A 14,435-nucleotide genomic window follows, 5' to 3' on the forward strand; every position below is an offset into this window, starting at 1 on the left:
CCTGTACGCCGTTTTCCCGCCTGACTACACTTCTTCAATTCGTTGTTATCCGGAGCCTGGCTACTGATGCCAATCTCGCCACTGTCATCACGCCGCATGACGCCTGCGCTGCGCGTGCATCTCTGTTTTCTGGCGGTCTTTCTCTTTTCACTTTTTCTCACCGTCCATGAAGCGCTGGAATTAAAAAATAACTATCAGCAGCGGCAGCGCGCCCAGCTGTCCGAGATCCAGCGCAGCCTCGATAGCCGCTTTCAGGAGAGTCTGGACGAGCTTAATTACTATCAGCGGATGCTCAGCTACGCGCTGACGCACCCGCTGAATGCCGATTATGGTCAGCACGCCCTGCAGCGTTTTCAGCAGTTGCGCCATCAGCCGGTGTGGCAGTTGCAGATCGCTAACCTGCGCAGTATGCCGATTAACGGCGTCAGCGACGAATGGCTGCAGCGTGATGCGCTGCTGCAGCGCGATGATACTTATCTGCTGCCCGAGCTGCGCGCTGCGCTGGAGTTCAGCTTTATCATGCAGTTCAGCGATGAGGCGCAGGACTTTCATTCACGCTTCTGGTACACCTCGCGCGCGGGCTATTACATCAGCTCACGTCCGCCGCGCGACGCGCAGGAGCTGGCACAAAGTTACGCCACCATGACGCAGCGACCCTATTTTCGCGACCAGCAGCCGGGCCGGGCGCCGCAGACGCGATGGCACTGGACCGAAGCCTATCAGGGGGAGTTCAACGAAGGGTTGATGCTGACGGTGAGCGCACCGGTGATCGCCCATCAGCACTGGTACGGCGTGTTGTCGATGGACTTCACCCAGCAGCGAATAAATGCATTGCTGCACCAGTCGCGTCACAGCGTGCTGCAGGGCAAGCTGGTGCTCGAAGATCGCGCACTCAACGAGATCACCCGGCTGCCGGCACCGCACGATGTGGCATTGACCCCCGCGCAGCGCGGCCAGCTGATGCAGGCGATTCACCTGCAGCCGGCCGGAACACTGTGGCTGGGCAGTCAGCTGGCCAGCTGGGTTAAGTTAAAAAATGTCGATGCCTGGCTAATCAACGTGCAGAGCTTGCGCCAGGGGCTGGCGCAGGAGCTGGGGCGGGTAGCGCTGTTTCTGTTGGGCATGTGGCTGCTGTTCGTGCTGTTACTGGCGCTGGCGCATCAGGTGATTTTCCGCCTGGTGCGGCGACTGGAAGATCTCTCGGCGCGACTGGCCTGGCGCGCTAATTATGACGGCCTGACGCGCCTGCTTAATCGCAGCGCCTTTTTCGACCAGTTTATCGCGCTGGCGCGGCGCTGCGAACAGCAGCAACAGCCGCTGGCGGTGATCCAGCTCGATATTGATCATTTCAAAAAGGTCAATGATAGCTGGGGCCATCACGCGGGTGATCAGGCGCTGATGCGCGTGGCCGGCGTCATCAAACATACGCTGCGCCCTTACGACGTGGCCGGACGCATCGGCGGCGAGGAGTTTTGTATCGTGCTGCCGCACACCACGCTGGCTGAGGCGCAGGGCGTGGCAGAGCGTATCCGCAGCCGGCTGGCGGCCAAAACCATTCTGGTCAACGCCAGCACCACCTTTAGCGTTACGTTGTCGGCAGGTGTCAGCTGCAGTACTGAGCAGGGCAGTTACCATGCAGAAAGTCTGCAGGCGGTAGCGGACCACCGCCTGTATCTGGCGAAAAGCGGCGGTCGCAATCGGGTGTGCGCGGCTGGTTAGACTTTGCCCTCGTTATCCTCTTCTACCGCCTGGTAGATGCGCTGCAGGATATCGGGGAACGCCGACTGCACGCGGCTCCAGCTGGGGATAAACGGTTTCTCGTTTGGCCGCTCGATGAAAGACTGGCCGGCGTCGAGAATCGCCTGAGTGAACATCTCGACCGCCGCTTCTTCAATGTGCTGATCAAACTTCAGTCCGTTCATGGTGGCTTCGTGGTTGTAGATCTCCATCATGTCCAGCGCGTTGCGATAATAGGTGGCCTTAAGCACGCGGAACGAGTCGCTGGTGAGCGGCACGCCCATTGTCGCCAGCTTACGCAGTAGCGACTGCACGATATCGTTACTCATGCGTTTCAGGCCACCGGTGCCATCCTCTTCCGCCAGCGGCTGATGCTTATGGTCATAGTTGTCCGCGATTTCAACCTGGCAGGTCTGCCGCGTGGTGTAATTGCGATAAATCTCTGACAGCACGCCAATCTCCAGCCCCCAGTCGCCAGGGATTTTGATGCCGTTCAGCACGTGGGTGCGCATGGCAAACTCGCCGGACAGCGGATAGCGGAAACTGGTGAGATAGTCGAGATACTCCGAATGGCCGTAGACTTTCTGCAGCGAGCGCAGCAGCGGGCCCACCAGCAGACGCCCGACGCGGCCATTAAGCTTACCGTCCGCAACGCGCGCATAGAAACCTTTGCAGAATTCATACTGAAACGCCGGGTTGGCCAGCGGGTAGAGCAGACGTGCCAGCATGCCGCGCTCATAGGTCACGATGTCGCAGTCATGCAGCGCCACGCACTGCGAGCGGTCGGAGGCCAGTGTGTAGCCGGTGCAGAACCACACGTTGCGCCCCTTGCCGGGCTGGCTGGGCGACAGGCCCTCTTTATCCAGCTCGGCGTCCAGCGCTTTCAGCCGCGGGCCATCGTTCCACAAAATGCGGTGGCGCTGCGGCAGGCGAGAAAAAAACTCGCGCGCGAAAAGAAACTGATCGCGATCGGCACGATCGAGGCCAATCACAATCTCCTCCAGATAGGGCACTTTCGCCAGTTCGTTGACGATATTATCCAGCGCCGGGCCTTCCAGCTCGGAAAACAGCGAGGGCAGAATCAGCCCCATTTTGCGCTTGCGCGCAAAGCGCACCATCTCTTTTTCCAGCGACTCCACGTTGCGGTGGGTGAGATTATGAAAGTTGGTAATTACGCCGTTCTGGTAAAAATCACTCATCGTCTCATCCTTCTGGTCAGCTGCCGTTATTCAGGTTGGGCAAGAAAGTAATCCAGACCTTCGCGCCAGCCCTCAGGGCCAACGTGAGCGGTGTGGTAAACGTTGTGATGATCGCTGCGTTGCAGCACCACCGGGGTTTTACTGAAACCTTTAATCACCACGGCATAATCGACGCGCTCCAGCATCGGCGCATCGTTAGGGCCATCGCCCAGACCAATCGTGGTGCGCTTCGTGCCTTCCTGCTGCTGCAACTGCTGCAATAACTGTTCCAGCGCCACGCCTTTACCGCTGCCCGCCGGCATCACGTGCCAGAAACGTCCGCCCTGCGTCAGGGCCAGCTGATGCCCGGCCAGCGCCGCGCGGAAGGCGTCGAGCCGCGTTTCATCATCGCGCCATACGATGACTTCAGACGCATCGCGCAGTCGGCTCTGGCTGGCTTCCGTCAGTGTCAGGCCGGTGAAACGGGCCACTTCTGCGTCGCTGAAGTCATGAAAGCCGGTGAAGCGAAAATCCGCCTGCAGGTTGCTGAGCGTGGCACAGAGCGCAAGATAATCGGCGCCGGGCTCTTCGGCAATCTGCGCTTCCCCGCTAAAGGCAACGCGGGCGCCGTTTTCCGCGATAAAGGGCGCACCGGCAATGCCCAGCCGCTTCTGCAGCGGAATAATTTCGGCCGCGGTTTTACTCGAACAAATCACCAGCGGAATCTGTTGCTGCTTAAGACGCGCCAGCCACTCGCTAGCGGCCTGCCAGTTGTAATCATGATGATCGAGCAGCGAACCATCGAGATCGGTCACGATCAGCAGGGAGGAATCTAACGGGATCATCAATACACTCCTTACGCCCAAAGGCATCCGTAAAGCGACGTGTAATCAGTATAATAGCGTAATCACGATCACACTTTTCCTTGCCGCCGGCGCGGCCACTATCCAGGATAATTCTTAAAACATAAGCCAGATACCGAAGCGGCTGCACGTTTTGTGCATGCAGAATGTCAGCCGTAGCGCGATGTTTTCGGTAACAGCAGTGCATGATTATGCAGATTTGTTCGAATTGCGTGCAGAATTGAGACTTGTCTTACTTCAGCTAAGGCGTACTCTGAAGCGGTGTTAAGATTTTCCTGGTGTAACGAATTTATTCTTTTTTCAACCCGGCCAGCGTGCCGGGTCTTTTTTTGAAATCGATTTCAGCGGTTCACCTCAGTGATGGTGAAATCACGAATATCAAGTTCAAACGCCTCGGCCAGTTCGGTGTAGGAGTCAAACGCTTCGCCATTCACCTTCACGCGGTGCGCATCTTCAGCCTGCATAAACTCCTGCACTTCGCCTGACGTTTTTTTCTGAATCGCTTCCAGCAGCGCGTCCACGTCGATGTTCACTTCGCGCTGCACGTTATCGCTGTACTCTTTTGCTGTAGCCATGACAGCCTCCCGGAGGCAAACGGATTCCTGACAAGTATAGACGGTGACAGCGGGCGAGGGACGTGGACGGGAAACGGGCAAAAAAAAGCCCGCGCTGCGCGGGCAAAAATCCTTGTTACTTTTAGGTTGACTGCCCCTTTGGGGTTGGTGCAGTGCTGACAAGTGTACGAGGGTGCCGCGTCAAAAGTCTTTCCGGGAAACGTTAAGAAAGTGAAAAGCCCGGCTTTGACACTTCTTTACCCGCTCTATTCCCCATTCTGGCGTAAAACAGCTATGCTTACAGCTGGTTGATTATTATGGTTATCAGGGAGTTAGTATGGATTTAATTCGGATCATTATTGCCATTCTGTTGCCACCGCTGGGCGTGTTTTTACAGGTCGGCTTTGGCGGCGCCTTCTGGCTCAACATTCTGCTGACGCTGTGTGGTTACATCCCCGGCATCGTGCATGCGGTGTGGGTAATCGCCCGACGCTGATCGCGATCAGGCAGCGCTGACTATCTTCCGTTACACTATGCGCAGGACTGTTTCTGGAGAGAAATCAATGAAGGTCAATGACCGGGTAACGGTAAAAACCGACGGCGGCCCACGTCGCGTCGGTACTGTGCTGGCTGTGGAAGGCTTTAATGAGGGCACCATGTATCTGGTGGCGCTGGAGGATTACCCGCTGGGGATCTGGTTCTTTAATGAGAGCGATCACGCCGAAGGCGTGTTTGTCGAGCCTTATGCGGGGGAAGGGTAGTGTGGTTTTGCGATTAGATTACCCTCACCCTAACCCTCTCCCGCACGCGGGAGAGGGAACCGTTCAGTGCTCCTGCTCGCGGGAGAGGGAACCGTTCAGCGCCGATGCTTAGTAATAAGTTGTTCCTGAAGCGTTGTGTGAAAACCTACTCAACAGCCGCGCGGACAGCCCCCTCTCCCGCAAGCGGGAGAGGGCTGGGGTGAGGGAAAAATACCGCACCCCACCTCACTCCTCTTAAAACGTCTCCCAGTTATCATTGCCCGCTGCAGCCAGCGTCGGACGTGGAGCGAGCGCTGGCGCTTTCAGCGCTGGCTGCGGCGCAGCAGCCACCAGCGAAGCCGGCGTATCATTCAGGCGGAACACCGCCACCGCCTGCGTCAGTTTACCGGCCTGATCTTCCAGCGAAGCCGCAGCTGAAGAGGCTTCCTCCACCAGCGAGGCATTCTGCTGCGTCACGTTATCCATCTCGGTCACCGCCAGGCTGACCTGCTGAATGCCACGGCTCTGCTCATCAGACGCTGCCGCAATCTCGGCCATAATGTCGGTAACGCGGCGCACCGCTTCAACAATCTCGCCCATGGTGCTGCCGGCTTCGCCGACCTGATGCGAGCCGTTACTGATTAAATCCACCGACTCGGCAATCAGCGACTCAATCTCTTTCGCTGCCTGCGCACTGCGCTGCGCCAGATTGCGCACTTCACTGGCGACCACGGCGAAGCCACGGCCCTGTTCCCCGGCGCGCGCGGCTTCTACCGCGGCGTTGAGCGCCAGGATATTGGTCTGGAAGGCGATACTGTTAATGACATTGGTAATCTCGGCGATTTTCTTCGAGCTGCCGGAGATGTTATTCATGGTTTTCACCACACCGCTCACCAGTTCACCACCGCTGCGCGCTTTGCCAGAAGCATCGGCGGCCAGCTGGCTGGCGTGATGGGCGTTTTCGGCGTTCTGCTTCACCGTGGCGGTGAGCTGCTCCATGCTGGCGGCAGTCTGCTCCAGCGCAGAAGCCTGCTGCTCGGTGCGTGATGACAGATCGGTGTTACCTGCGGAGATCTCGCTGGAGCCCTGATAAATCGCCACCGCGCCTTCACGGACGGTGCCGACGGTGCGTACCAGCGACGCCTGCATCAGCTGCAGGTTGTGCAGCAGGCTGCCAATTTCGTTGCGACCATAGGCCTGCTCGGGGGCGGTGAGATCGCCCTGCGCGATGCGCTCAATGCGACCCACCGACAGGCGCAGCGGATTGATCACCACGCGGCGCAGGAATACGAAGGTGAGCAGCACCAGCAGCAGCGCGGCGGCAAAAGCCGCAGCCATCGCGATAAAACCGACGCGCGACTGATGCGCCGCTTCGGCGTTAATCGCTTCGGCGCGCTCGGTGCGGATCTTAATCGCCTTCAGCAGCACGGCATTATAGGCATCATCCAGCTTACGCGTGACATCGGTCTCCTGCGCGACAATCCCCTCAAAGCTGCCCTGTTTCGCCGATTCGATCATCGGCTTCAGGCCTTTATCAATATAGGCGTTGAAGCTGGTGGTGAGCGGACCGTCGAGCGCCAGGTCAGCCGGCGTCTTCATTTTGCGATCCATATAAATTTTGAAGCCCTCGCGCGCCTGCTTAATGCGCGTTTCGGTGCGCGCCAGATCGGCACGATAGCCATCCATTTCACCGATGCGCGCCGCCGCGCCCGACTGCAGTACATTAAGGCGTGCGGTTCGCAGATGGTTTGAGCTGTTAGAAATGCCCATGCGCACCTGAATCTCATCGGTGGCGTCATTGAGGGAATTATTGCTCTGAATCAGAAAGTAGCTGGCGAGTCCAATGCACAGGGCAAAAAGCAGCAGAATGCCACCAAAGATCATGCTGAACAGAGGCATCAGGCGTAGGTTTTGCCAGATGCTGAGCTTATGTTGCTCATCTATCGATGCTGTTTTCATTTCCTTGCTCTCATAGTGGTAAGGGGTTCTGAAAACAAGCATCGGCAGCAGGGGATAAAGGCTTAGCGGGGAAGTGGGATCGCGCTCGCAAAACGCTCAAAAATAATCAAGGCCAGTCGCGGGGACTGGCCTTGACCACAAAGCGTATTATCGTTGGGTGAAATTATCGCACGTTGACATAAATGCCCGAGGTAACATTATCTGTCAGGCGCACCACATGATAAATAACCTGTTTATTATGCGTTTTAATTTTGCGTTTAATATTGCCTTTATGTGACGAAACAGTTTTCGCTTTGATTTGCATCTTATCCGAAATCTGAATAGTGTCATGACCTGACATCCACATCTTCAGCATATTCGATTCAGTCTGGCTCAATGTCAGTGGATGAATATCCAGCCCGGCAGAAATGCGCGGTGACGCATTGAGTTTCTTTTGCAGGTAGGTGCCCAGCAGGGAGTCCAGCGTCGATGTTTTTATCGATTTTGACGTAATAATCAGGTTCTTACGAACGTAGAGGTATTCCTCAAAATGGATATTCGAGATCGCCATAAAAATAAAGAATAGCGTATCCGGATGCTGCATGATAATAGAACGAATGCGATCGCTGGAATCGGATTCATGAATAAAGCATTCTTCGTTAATAAATACTACGCCCGGTTTTAATTGCTCACACCGTTGTTGCAATTGTTCGATGTCAGACACGGAAGTAATATTTTTCTTTTTGACTCCTTTTGCCGACATATAGTCTGACAAACCCAGGCGTGTGTAGTTACATGAATCCATAATAATCGTTGGCATTATAGCGACCCTCACCAATTTGTTATCCGTTTAAATCAACGATGAATACGCGTTTGCGGTACGAGAGAGATTTCCAAAGACACTTTTTTTATTCTGCTCGGCAGACTGGCGTAATGCATTCCTGCGCCATCTTGACTCGTCCCTGACCCGTTCTGCGAAGTTTATTGTGTTACTTCCACGTCACTCTTGTCCCCGCGATAGTGGGAATCGCCGGGAATTTGATTTATGTGTTTCTTTCGCTCTGTTTTGAGAGCCCTGTCACTATCGCGCAAGTCACAGACAAATCTGATAGGACAATTCTTAAAAACATTTGAATCGCGAAAGTGTGACGTTTCAGCGAGTGTTGACAATGCCGGAAAAAAGGGATTTAGACAAGAAAAATCGCTGTAATATTTTTTTTGTTTAAAAACAGCCCTTTGAGCATTTTATCAACCGATTCACAAGCTTAACCGGCTTAGGAATCGTCTGACTAAAATACGCGAAGCGCCGTTTAATAAGAATAATTTTCACCATAAATGCGCATTTATCAGAATATCCTCAGTTGATTTCTGAAAAATATGGTTCGAAAAATGCACAGAATGTTTTTGATTACTTAACTATCGTATAAGAAGGTTAACAGTATCGTTAATCAACGGGCAGGGGAAAGTTCTGATACAAACTGCGCGAGTAAATCAAAGACTTCACCGAAGAGATGTTCACAGAAAGGTGCAAGCAACGGCATCATCATACCCAGACTCAGGATCCCTACCGTTAAGGTGATTGGGAAGCCGATGGCGAAAACCGACAGCTGAGGTGAAACGCGGTTTAACAAACCTAGTGCCAGGTTTAGCGTGAGGAGCAGAATTATTAAGGGTAGCGCTAACATCATGCCATTAAGGAAAATTAAGCTGGCGGCTTTGGTCAGCGCCATGAAGGCGTTGGCGTTGAGTGGCTGATCGTTAATCGGCAATGTGTGAAAACTGTCCACCAGTAACGAGATCAACCACAGGTGACCGTTGAAGGTCAGGAACAGCAGCATCGCCAGCATGTCGAGAAAACGGGCCAGCAGCGGCATGTTGATCCGGCTGTTCGGGTCGAGCAGGGTGGCAAAAGAGAGACCCATCTGCAGACCAATCATCTCACCGGCCAGCCGCACGGCAGAAAAAGCCAGCTGCATGGTCAGACCAATCCCCACGCCAATCAGCAGCTGCTGCACCAGCATCCAGAAACCGGCCGGGGTAAATAGCGTCACTTCGACCGGCGGCAGCAGAGGCATCAGAATCCAGGTGGTGACTACCGCCAGTCCAATTTTGACCCGTTTTGGAATCGAACGTTCATTCAGCAGCGGCGCGCTGGCAAACAGCGCCAGCAAACGCACCATCGGCCAGAAGAATTGCGCCACCCAGTGCACCAGCTGGCTGCTGTCGAGGGTGACCATTAGCCGATGATATAAGGCAGGTTGCTGAACAGGGTACGGATGTAGTCCAGCATCAGGTTGAGCATCCACGGTCCGGCCACCACGGCGGTGGCCGCAACGGCAAGAATTTTCGGGATAAACGACAGTGTCTGTTCGTTAATCTGCGTTGCTGCCTGCAGAATACTGATCAGCAAACCGCTCACCATCGCCACCAGCAGCAGCGGAGCGGCCATCATCAGGGCGATACGCATCGCTTCCTGGCCCATTACCATTACCGATTCCGGTGTCATGTTGCGCTCCTGTCGAGAGAAAGGTGAGGGCGGAAAGCCACTCAGGAGTAAAAACTTTGCGCCAGCGATCCCACCAGCAGCTGCCAGCCATCCACCAGCACGAACAGCATCAGCTTAAACGGCAGCGAAATCGTGGCCGGCGGCACCATCATCATTCCCAGCGCCATCAGTACGCTGGCGACCACCAGGTCGATGATCAGAAACGGGATAAAGACGGTGAAACCAATCTGGAAAGCGGTTTTCAGCTCGCTGGTGACATAGGCGGGCAGCAGAATACGCATCGGCACCGCTTCCGGCCCCTGAATCGGCGCGCTGTTGGCGAGACGGGCGAACAGGGCCAGGTCGGCTTCGCGCGTCTGGCGCAGCATGAACTCACGCAGCGGCTGGGCACCTTTGTCGATCGCCACGTCCATGCTGATTTTGTCCTGGCTGAACGGCAGATAGGCATCGGTGTAAATCTTGTCGAAGGTCGGCGCCATGATAAAGAAGGTCAGGAACAGCGCGAGACCCAGCATCACCTGATTCGGCGGCGCAGACGGCGTGCCCAGTGCGTTACGCAGCAGACCAAACACAATAATGATGCGGGTGAAGCTGGTCATCATCAGCAACACCGCCGGAATAAAGGTCAGCGAGGTAATGAAGACCAGCGTTTGCACCGGCAGCGACCAGCTCTGACCGCCATTGGCCAGCGGCTGGCTGATCAAACCCGGCAGCTGCGCATGGGCAGCCGGTGCCAGCAGCATCAGCAGCGGCAGAAGAGGGAGCAATCGACGCATCATTGGGGTTTTCCGGGACGTTTAACCAGGTTCTGAAACAGCTGACGAAAATCCTGCGGCGCCGCGCTGACGGGCAGGGACGCTTCCGGTGGCAGCGGCGGCAGCGAGTGCAGATGGGTGATCTGCTGAGCGGTGACGCCCAGCACTAAACGCGCATCGGCGGTATCAACAATCACCACCCGCTCCTGACGGCCAACCTGCACGCTAGCGCTGACTTTCAGCGCCTGGCCGCTCACCGCTTTCGGCGCAAAGCCGAGGCGTTTCGCCAGCCAGCCGCAGGCCAGAATCAGCAGCACGATCACCGCCAGCACGCTGCTGACTTGCCCAACGACTGAACTGGTGGACACCACCGGCTGGGCGTGAGCGGGCTGAACGGTTTGCGCGTTTTTTAACATGATTAGCGGCTCAGACGACGCATACGTTCGGACGGAGTAATAATGTCGGTGATGCGCACGCCATATTTGTCGTTCACCACCACCACTTCACCCTGGGCGATCAGATAGCCGTTAATCAGGATGTCCAGCGGCTCGCCGGCCAGGCCATCAAGCGCCACCACCGAACCCTGCGTCAGGCGCAGCAGCTCTTTGATGGTCATCTTGGTACGGCCCAGTTCCACGGTCAGTTTGACCGGAATATCCATGATCAGATCGATGTCCTGCAGCGAGCCGCTGGCGGCGCTGGCCTCAAGCGACTTAAATACGTTATCGCCTGGCTCCGCCGCACTGCTGGTCGCCGCCTGCTCGTTCATCGCTTCAGCCCACAGATCGTCCGCAGAGATATCATCGGACGGTTTTTTGCTGTCACTCATTGGGCTGTTCCTCATTCAGCGAATTCAAAATCGGGTTAATCAGATGTTCTACACGCAGCGCATACTGGCCGTTGAGCGTGCCATACTGGCTCGTCAGTACCGGTACGCCGTCGACGTGGGCAATGATGCGGTCCGGCTTCTCAATGGGCAGGACGTCACCAGGTTTCAGTTGCAAAATACGTGACAGACGCAGCGACGTTTCAGCGAAGTGGGCAATCAGCTCCAGCTCCGAGTGCTGCACCTGTTTCACCAGATTGTCGCGCCAGTGGTTATCTTCCTGACGCGAGTTCTCCAGCGGTGGATTGACCAGCAGCTCGCGCAGCGGCTCAATCATCGAAAACGGAATACAGATATTGAACTCACCCACCAGGTTGCCAATCTCCACCTGGAACGGCGTGTTGACCACGATATCGTTCGGTGAGGTGGTGATGTTGGTGAACTTCACCTGCATTTCAGAACGCACGTATTCCACTTCCAGCGGATAAATGGCTTTCCATGCGTCGCTGTAGCCTTCCAGCGCCAGCTTGAGCATGCGGCGAATCACGCGCTGCTCGGTGTGGGTGAACTCACGGCCTTCCACTTTGGTCGGAAAACGACCGTCGCCGCCAAACAGGTTATCCACGGCGATAAACACCAGGCTCGGCGAGAACACCACCAGCGCAGTCCCCCGCAGCGGCTGCAGGTGAATCAGGTTCAGGTTGGTTGGCACCGGCAGGTTGCGGGCAAACTCATGGTACGGCTGAATCTTGATTGCCCCAACGCTGATATCCGGGCTGCGGCGCAGCAGGTTGAACAGCGCCATACGGAAATGACGGGCAAAACGCTCATTGATGATCTCCAGCGCCTGCAGACGCTCGCGCACCACGCGACGCTGGGTATTGGGATCATAGGGGCGGATATCGCCATCGGCCCCTTTGGAACTGTTCTCTACTTCCGCACTGTCACTGTCGCCATTGAGCAGCGCGTCAATCTCAGCCTGGGAGAGAATGCTATCGCCCATTAAGTCACCTCAAAATGAAGGCGGTAAACAGCACGTCACTGACTACCTGCGCAGGTTGACCTTTTACCAGCGGTGGCGCCAGCACCTGTTTGATCTGTTCAACCAGGGCCTGTTTGCCTTGCTCGGTTGCCAGCGCGCTGGCGCTCTGACGTGAAAGCAGCAGCAGCAAACGGCTGCGCACCTCAGGCAGGTAGTCATTCAGCCGACGACGGGTATCCTCATCCGGCAGACGCAGGGTAAAGCCTACGTACAGCACGCGATCGGGATCGTTGTCGGGATTGACCAGGTTAACCGTAAACGTATCCATTGCAAAAAATACCGGGGCGGGCGGCGGCTCCACTTTGGCAGCCTCCGGCTTGTCACCCTCGTGTTTATTCATCATTCGCCAGACTGCATAGCCTGCCACGCTGCAAGCGGCCAGCGTTACAATCAGTAACACCGGAATTAGTAATGAACGTTTGCGGCCTTTAGCTTTCGCGTTATCAGACATGTTTGCAGTTACTTCCTGTGAATTATGGGCAAGCCTCTCGGCTTACCTGGACAGATTATCCCGCGTCTTAAGTCAAACAATGGGAAGAAAAGACGCGGGTTTTACGCTTACCTTCAGCGTTTAGTCGCTGTCAGGCAAAGATATCGACAGCGCCGTTGCCGGTCGCGCGCGCCTGGAGGGCTGCCGGGACGGCAATAGGCGTTATCTCGTTGTCACTGTCCTGGGAGAGGGTAAAGCTGCCGTACTGGCCGTCGCGACGTCCTTCCTGCTGGCCCTGATAACTCTGGCCCTGTGCGAAGGCGTCGCTGTTGACGTTACTCTGTCCCAGGTTAATGCCGCTCTCCGCCAGCGCCGTACGCAGCTGTGGGAGCGCCGCTTCCAGCGCGGCCCTCACATGGCTGTGGCTGGAAACCATTGTTAACTGTGCCTGATCTTTATCCAGCGTCAGGCTGATCTGTATCGCGCCGAGGTCTTCCGGATGCAGACGTAATTCGGCGTTCTGCTGGCCGTTACGGCTGAACATCACAATCTGCTGGCTCAGCGCCTGCTGCCACTCGTTGCTGCCCAGCTGCGCATTCAGCATCGGCGTGGAGGGCGCGCTGCTGGTGCTGGCCGTGGTGCTGACCAGCGGACTGGTACTGCTCAGCGGGCTGCTGATGGCCGGCGCGCTGCTGTCATGGCTGCTGAGCATCTCGCGCCGCTCTTCCGGTTTGCTCAGCGTGCTCAGCACCTGCTGAAAACTCTCATCCAGCGTCATACCGCTGTTGCTGGCCGGCGTGCCGCTGGCGGCCGCGCTCTGCACCGGGCTATGGCTGACGCCGGTCAGGCTGGTCAGCGCATCGCTGCCTTTCGATGGCTGGCCATCCGGCTTCGCCTGTTCCTCTTTCAGCGCACTTTGCAGCGAACTGTTAAGTAACGCAGCGTTTAAGCTGGTGCGCGCCTCACCCCGGGTTTCCAGCGCGGTGCTGTTATCCGCTGGCGGGCTGCTGCGGTTTTCGACCACCGCTGGCAACATAGCAAACAGCGCCTGCACATTCTGTAAGTCGCTGGCAGTTAACGAACTTGCTGCGCGCTTGTCATTATCATCGGCTGATTTCAGTCCGGCTTTAGTGTTTTCCGGCTGTAAAAGTGCGTTTAACGCCTCTGGTTTGTCCAGTGCCTGCAGCAGGGCGCTTAATGACGCTTTTGTGACGTTTTTCGCGTCAATTTCTGCCGCCAGATCAGCGGATTGCGCGCCATTTCCCTGCTGCTTAACCAGCGTCAGCAGGCGGTTGCCCAGCTCAGTAATAAATCCCTGCGGCAGGGTGTCAGCAGCGGACAGATTGTCCACTGCCGATGAAGGTTGTGCTTTGCCGGTTTTAGCAAGCTGTGTCAGCAGTGTTGGCAGCGTGTTCATTCGCCTTTCCTCAATGCGGCCCGTTGGGCAAATTCATCCATCCGTTTCTGATCGAGACGGCTTTCCTGTCGTAATGCGTTCTCTTCCGCGCGGGTAATCAGCGTCTGATAGGCATTCAGCTTCTTATGCTTTTCACGCCAGTTGCTCAGCGCCTGTTCCAGCCGCTGGTTCCACTGATTAAGCTGCTGGCGATGCTGTTCGATGGCTTTTTCCAGCGTCTGAATAAACTGGTGATAATTGCTCCAGCGCGTGCTGGCGATGCCGCCGGACATATCCTGATTGAGCTTGTTACGGTACTCATCCTGGTAATCGAGCAGCATGCTGAGCTGCTGATCGGCCTGCTGCTGACCGCGACGCATGTCGCCGAGGTGGATCACCGCCTGTTCCAGATCCTGCTCCGCCAGGTCGCGCAGCGTATCAATCGCATTGGCTGTCTTCATCGCGTTACC

General features: G+C 56.2%; 17 protein-coding genes. 3 read left to right on the forward strand and 14 right to left on the reverse strand.

From position 1 onward, the window contains the following. Positions 1-66 precede the first annotated feature (66 nt). Positions 67-1,719, forward strand: coding sequence for a cellulose biosynthesis regulator diguanylate cyclase DgcQ (gene dgcQ / locus C1Y43_RS15670; RefSeq protein WP_104188848.1), 1,653 nt, complete (start codon positions 67-69; stop codon positions 1,717-1,719). Here the strand turns inward: dgcQ and C1Y43_RS15675 are convergent. The 3 genes from C1Y43_RS15675 to C1Y43_RS15685 form a co-directional block, all read right to left on the reverse strand. Next, positions 1,716-2,936 (reverse strand): glycosyl transferase, encoded by a 1,221-nt coding sequence (locus tag C1Y43_RS15675; protein WP_021509852.1) that lies wholly within the window; start codon positions 2,934-2,936, stop codon positions 1,716-1,718. The genes dgcQ and C1Y43_RS15675 overlap by 4 nt on opposite strands. 26 nt (positions 2,937-2,962) lie before the next feature. Further along, positions 2,963-3,760: a mannosyl-3-phosphoglycerate phosphatase-related protein gene (locus C1Y43_RS15680; protein ID WP_104188850.1), complete on the reverse strand. Its 798-nt coding sequence runs from the start codon at positions 3,758-3,760 to the stop codon at positions 2,963-2,965. A 359-nt stretch (positions 3,761-4,119) separates the two neighbouring features. After that, positions 4,120-4,353: a YodD family protein gene (locus C1Y43_RS15685; RefSeq protein WP_058757390.1), complete on the reverse strand. Its 234-nt coding sequence runs from the start codon at positions 4,351-4,353 to the stop codon at positions 4,120-4,122. A gap of 316 nt (positions 4,354-4,669) precedes the next feature. Here C1Y43_RS15685 and C1Y43_RS15690 point away from each other — a divergent pair, with 316 nt between their 5' ends. Both C1Y43_RS15690 and dsrB read left to right on the forward strand, forming a co-directional pair. Beyond that, the gene (locus C1Y43_RS15690) at positions 4,670-4,828 is read left to right on the forward strand and encodes a YqaE/Pmp3 family membrane protein (protein WP_021509855.1); all 159 of its coding nucleotides are present in this window, start codon (positions 4,670-4,672) and stop codon (positions 4,826-4,828) included. Between the two features lie 67 nt (positions 4,829-4,895). Further along, positions 4,896-5,093: a protein DsrB gene (gene dsrB / locus C1Y43_RS15695; protein ID WP_010618650.1), complete on the forward strand. Its 198-nt coding sequence runs from the start codon at positions 4,896-4,898 to the stop codon at positions 5,091-5,093. A gap of 234 nt (positions 5,094-5,327) precedes the next feature. Here the strand turns inward: dsrB and C1Y43_RS15700 are convergent, their stop codons facing one another. The 11 genes from C1Y43_RS15700 to fliJ all read right to left on the reverse strand — a co-directional run bounded on the left by C1Y43_RS15700 (position 5,328) and on the right by fliJ (position 14,426). Next, positions 5,328-7,031: a methyl-accepting chemotaxis protein gene (locus C1Y43_RS15700; RefSeq protein ID WP_021509857.1), complete on the reverse strand. Its 1,704-nt coding sequence runs from the start codon at positions 7,029-7,031 to the stop codon at positions 5,328-5,330. 163 nt (positions 7,032-7,194) lie between these two features. Beyond that, entirely contained in the window at positions 7,195-7,830 is a 636-nt protein-coding gene (rcsA, locus tag C1Y43_RS15705) for a transcriptional regulator RcsA (RefSeq protein WP_021509858.1), read from the reverse strand. A gap of 628 nt (positions 7,831-8,458) precedes the next feature. Beyond that, entirely contained in the window at positions 8,459-9,247 is a 789-nt protein-coding gene (gene fliR / locus C1Y43_RS15710; protein WP_021509859.1) for a flagellar biosynthetic protein FliR, read from the reverse strand. Continuing rightward, positions 9,247-9,516 carry a flagellar biosynthesis protein FliQ gene (fliQ, locus tag C1Y43_RS15715; protein WP_010618647.1) on the reverse strand — a complete coding sequence of 90 codons (270 nt, stop codon included), beginning with the start codon at positions 9,514-9,516 and terminating at the stop codon, positions 9,247-9,249. Before fliQ ends, fliR begins: the two co-directional genes overlap by 1 nt. A gap of 41 nt (positions 9,517-9,557) precedes the next feature. Continuing rightward, complete coding sequence (gene fliP / locus C1Y43_RS15720; RefSeq protein WP_031280176.1) at positions 9,558-10,292, reverse strand: flagellar type III secretion system pore protein FliP; 735 nt, start codon at positions 10,290-10,292, stop codon at positions 9,558-9,560. Then, positions 10,292-10,687, reverse strand: a complete 396-nt coding sequence (gene fliO / locus C1Y43_RS15725) for a flagellar biosynthetic protein FliO (RefSeq protein WP_058757392.1) — start codon at positions 10,685-10,687, stop codon at positions 10,292-10,294. Before fliO ends, fliP begins: the two co-directional genes overlap by 1 nt. 2 nt (positions 10,688-10,689) lie before the next feature. After that, positions 10,690-11,100, reverse strand: coding sequence for a flagellar motor switch protein FliN (fliN, locus tag C1Y43_RS15730; protein ID WP_021509862.1), 411 nt, complete (start codon positions 11,098-11,100; stop codon positions 10,690-10,692). Next, the gene (fliM, locus tag C1Y43_RS15735; protein ID WP_021509863.1) at positions 11,093-12,100 is read right to left on the reverse strand and encodes a flagellar motor switch protein FliM; all 1,008 of its coding nucleotides are present in this window, start codon (positions 12,098-12,100) and stop codon (positions 11,093-11,095) included. Before fliM ends, fliN begins: the two co-directional genes overlap by 8 nt. A 4-nt stretch (positions 12,101-12,104) precedes the next feature. After that, a complete protein-coding gene (gene fliL, locus C1Y43_RS15740) occupies positions 12,105-12,590 on the reverse strand; it encodes a flagellar basal body-associated protein FliL (RefSeq protein ID WP_021509864.1) in 486 nt (161 codons plus the stop codon). A gap of 130 nt (positions 12,591-12,720) precedes the next feature. Beyond that, positions 12,721-13,986, reverse strand: coding sequence for a flagellar hook-length control protein FliK (locus C1Y43_RS15745; RefSeq protein ID WP_058780713.1), 1,266 nt, complete (start codon positions 13,984-13,986; stop codon positions 12,721-12,723). After that, entirely contained in the window at positions 13,983-14,426 is a 444-nt protein-coding gene (fliJ, locus tag C1Y43_RS15750) for a flagellar export protein FliJ (RefSeq protein WP_021509866.1), read from the reverse strand. The genes C1Y43_RS15745 and fliJ overlap by 4 nt, the downstream gene beginning before the upstream one ends. Positions 14,427-14,435: the final 9 nt, after the last annotated feature.

Origin of the sequence: Pantoea sp. ICBG 828, from assembly GCF_002928355.1 — a bacterium.
GTDB classification, from domain to species: domain Bacteria; phylum Pseudomonadota; class Gammaproteobacteria; order Enterobacterales; family Enterobacteriaceae; genus Pantoea; species Pantoea dispersa.

What these genes read in the sequence shown, in the direction of transcription:
- dgcQ (WP_104188848.1), top strand. Translation starts at nt 67, where the DNA reads ATGCCAATCTCGCCACTGTCATCACGCCGCATGACGCCTGCGCTGCGC.
- C1Y43_RS15675 (WP_021509852.1), bottom strand. Translation starts at nt 2,936, where the DNA reads ATGAGTGATTTTTACCAGAACGGCGTAATTACCAACTTTCATAATCTC.
- C1Y43_RS15680 (WP_104188850.1), bottom strand. Translation starts at nt 3,760, where the DNA reads ATGATCCCGTTAGATTCCTCCCTGCTGATCGTGACCGATCTCGATGGT.
- C1Y43_RS15685 (WP_058757390.1), bottom strand. Translation starts at nt 4,353, where the DNA reads ATGGCTACAGCAAAAGAGTACAGCGATAACGTGCAGCGCGAAGTGAAC.
- C1Y43_RS15690 (WP_021509855.1), top strand. Translation starts at nt 4,670, where the DNA reads ATGGATTTAATTCGGATCATTATTGCCATTCTGTTGCCACCGCTGGGC.
- dsrB (WP_010618650.1), top strand. Translation starts at nt 4,896, where the DNA reads ATGAAGGTCAATGACCGGGTAACGGTAAAAACCGACGGCGGCCCACGT.
- C1Y43_RS15700 (WP_021509857.1), bottom strand. Translation starts at nt 7,031, where the DNA reads ATGAAAACAGCATCGATAGATGAGCAACATAAGCTCAGCATCTGGCAA.
- rcsA (WP_021509858.1), bottom strand. Translation starts at nt 7,830, where the DNA reads ATGCCAACGATTATTATGGATTCATGTAACTACACACGCCTGGGTTTG.
- fliR (WP_021509859.1), bottom strand. Translation starts at nt 9,247, where the DNA reads ATGGTCACCCTCGACAGCAGCCAGCTGGTGCACTGGGTGGCGCAATTC.
- fliQ (WP_010618647.1), bottom strand. Translation starts at nt 9,516, where the DNA reads ATGACACCGGAATCGGTAATGGTAATGGGCCAGGAAGCGATGCGTATC.
- fliP (WP_031280176.1), bottom strand. Translation starts at nt 10,292, where the DNA reads ATGCGTCGATTGCTCCCTCTTCTGCCGCTGCTGATGCTGCTGGCACCG.
- fliO (WP_058757392.1), bottom strand. Translation starts at nt 10,687, where the DNA reads ATGTTAAAAAACGCGCAAACCGTTCAGCCCGCTCACGCCCAGCCGGTG.
- fliN (WP_021509862.1), bottom strand. Translation starts at nt 11,100, where the DNA reads ATGAGTGACAGCAAAAAACCGTCCGATGATATCTCTGCGGACGATCTG.
- fliM (WP_021509863.1), bottom strand. Translation starts at nt 12,100, where the DNA reads ATGGGCGATAGCATTCTCTCCCAGGCTGAGATTGACGCGCTGCTCAAT.
- fliL (WP_021509864.1), bottom strand. Translation starts at nt 12,590, where the DNA reads ATGTCTGATAACGCGAAAGCTAAAGGCCGCAAACGTTCATTACTAATT.
- C1Y43_RS15745 (WP_058780713.1), bottom strand. Translation starts at nt 13,986, where the DNA reads ATGAACACGCTGCCAACACTGCTGACACAGCTTGCTAAAACCGGCAAA.
- fliJ (WP_021509866.1), bottom strand. Translation starts at nt 14,426, where the DNA reads ATGAAGACAGCCAATGCGATTGATACGCTGCGCGACCTGGCGGAGCAG.